This is a genomic window from Mesorhizobium sp. M7A.F.Ca.CA.002.04.1.1, assembly GCF_004022805.1.
GTDB classification, from domain to species: Bacteria; Pseudomonadota; Alphaproteobacteria; order Rhizobiales; family Rhizobiaceae; genus Mesorhizobium; species Mesorhizobium ciceri.
The window spans coordinates 1-426 of sequence record NZ_RZPL01001332.1 but is presented as its reverse complement, the minus strand read 5'-3'; the positions used below and the strand labels follow the sequence as shown (position 1 = coordinate 426).

The window sequence follows — 426 nt, the reverse complement described above, 5'->3', positions numbered from 1 at the left end:
GTGCGAGAATGGTTGGTCGTCTACGTGCCAGCCGTCTACTTGATGGCGTCCCAGCTCTTCTGGATGTCGGTGGCGACGTCCTGTGCCGACTTGCCGCCGACCAGGTCGATCATGCCGGTCCAGAAGGCGCCGGCGCCGATCTTGCCCGGCATCAGGTCGGAACCGTCGAAGCGGAAAGTCGAGGCATTGGCGAGGATTTCGCCCTGTTTCTTCAGCGCGTCGCTGGCATAGGCATCCTTGTTGACCGACTTGAGCGGCGTCACGAAGCCGCCCTCGGCCATCCAGATCTCGTGGGCGAGCGGCATCTTCAGGAATTCGATGAACGCGCGCGCACTCTTGCTGTCCTTGGTGATCATCGCCAGCGTACCGGCGCCGAGCACGGGCGTGCCCAGTTCAGGCTTGGCGGCATAGGGCGGGAAGTAGAAG

The 426-nt window shown here is 63.1% G+C and carries 1 pseudogene; it reads right to left on the bottom strand.

Features of this window, described 5'->3' with window-relative positions:
• Positions 1-35: 35 nt before the first annotated feature.
• Positions 36-426 (bottom strand): annotated as a pseudogene (locus ENZ75_RS34060) (alpha-glucoside ABC transporter substrate-binding protein); the annotation flags it as partial.